The sequence below is a fragment of the Bacillus sp. SIMBA_154 genome (genome assembly GCF_046536015.1).
GTDB lineage: Bacteria > Bacillota > Bacilli > Bacillales > Bacillaceae > Bacillus > Bacillus pumilus_P.
In genome coordinates, this window is the sequence record NZ_JAWJBV010000042.1 from 1 (window position 1) to 1,752 (window position 1,752).

Genomic DNA, 1,752 nt, shown 5'->3' on the forward strand with positions numbered 1-1,752 from the left:
TCCGGTAGGGCCGGTGGCTCCTGTCGCTCCGGTAGGGCCGGTGGCTCCTGTCGCTCCGGTAGGGCCGGTGGCTCCTGTCGCTCCGGTAGGGCCGGTGGCTCCTGCACCTGCTATCAATGTGTAATCTGGAGACGTACCTGGTGTTCCTGTTGGGGGCGCGGTATTTACGATATACGTACTGCCATTGGATGTCACCACTTGACCCACTGGATAAGTTGGGGCTACTACTGGATCAAATGGCACAATTCCTGTTAATCCTACTCCCGTGGCTCCTGTGGCTCCGGTTGCGCCTGTATCTCCTGTGGCTCCTGTGGCTCCTGCTGCTCCTGTTGCGCCGGTTGCTCCCGTTGGACCTGTGGCCCCGGTTGCGCCGGTGGCTCCCGTTGGACCTGTGGCCCCGGTTGCGCCGGTGGCTCCCGTATCTCCGGTTGCACCTGTCGCTCCGGTAGGGCCGGTGGCTCCTGTATCTCCCGTGGCTCCTGTTGCTCCTGCTGCTCCTGTTGCTCCCGTTGCTCCCGTTGGACCTGTGGCCCCGGTTGCGCCGGTGGCTCCTGTGGCTCCTGTATCTCCTGTCGCTCCGGTAGGACCGGTGGCTCCTGTTGCTCCTACTCCTGGTCCCGTTGGACCTGTTGGACCTGTTGGACCTGCTGGGCCTCTTCTACCTCTACCCCCTGGACGACCTTGGATGACACACACACAAGGATCCTTTCCACAGCAAGGATTTTTCACTGGTTTTCTTGTTTTTCCTTTCTTACAGCTATCACACTCCCAGTCATAATCTTCATACGAACCATACCAACTTCCTCGTTTATTATTATTTCCCGAATGAGATGTACATAATTTTCCACAACACCTACACCTTTTCATAAAATCACCTCTTTGACATCTTATGCACCTGATCTACATTAGTGAGATTGTTTAGCAAAATGAATAAAAAGTCTAAATTAACAGATGATTTATAACAACATTTTTATTATTGATAAATATGTATAATGTTCTTTTTCTTATATAGTTTTCAAAAAAGCATTAGTAAGGAATTACAATAAATTATTCCCCTCCACAAGAAAAGAAAAATAAGATAAAGACACAAAAAGAAAAGACCTCCCCATAGGGGGAGATTTTTTCTAGATGGGGTAAAACCATGAAAGATGAAAGACATGCGGTCTGTATACTATATGTAAGTGGAATTGGAAAAGTGATTATTTATAAATTTTGAGTTATAACCACTAGAAGATTTGGGTAAAATATGTAAGGGAAACCTCCTCTAACGCTTGTGAATAGAAAAAGACCTCATATGATGTGAGGTCTTTTTTATCTTGTTACTTATTTCAATGCTTTTTGAAGAGCTGTTTTAGTCTTTGGTCCATAGATGCCGTCAGCGCTAAGACCATGCATGAGCTGGAATCGTTTGACCGCATTCGCAGTTTTTGGTCCATAATAGCCATCAATCCCGTTGTTTTTAGCTCCCTTTTCAGGATAGAAATAAACAGCAGCCAGAGCCTCCTGTAATGCTTTTACTCCAGCGCCCTTTGTCAAAGGCTTGGTTACTTTAATAATGCCAGATGGCAAGTTAACTGATTTTTTAGGTTTACTTGCTTTTGGCTTGGAAGGTGTATTTTTGACAGGTGTCGCTTTTGTCGGCTTTGCTGTTGCCTTTTTACTCGTATGAGCGGTTGCAATACCTGCTTCGAAGCTGTCCCAGCGATTAAGTAGCTTTCGTGGACATTCTTTGCCGCTCCAGCGCTTATGCGG

General features: G+C 47.2%; 1 protein-coding gene and 1 pseudogene. Both read right to left on the minus strand.

Features of this window, described 5'->3' with window-relative positions; translation table 11 throughout:
- Window positions 1–696: pseudogene (locus R0K30_RS20955) on the minus strand (hypothetical protein); the annotation flags it as partial.
- Between the two features lie 627 nt (window positions 697–1,323).
- A partial coding sequence (locus R0K30_RS20960; protein WP_410612681.1) for a peptidoglycan recognition protein family protein occupies window positions 1,324–1,752 on the minus strand: 429 nt, incomplete at its 5' end.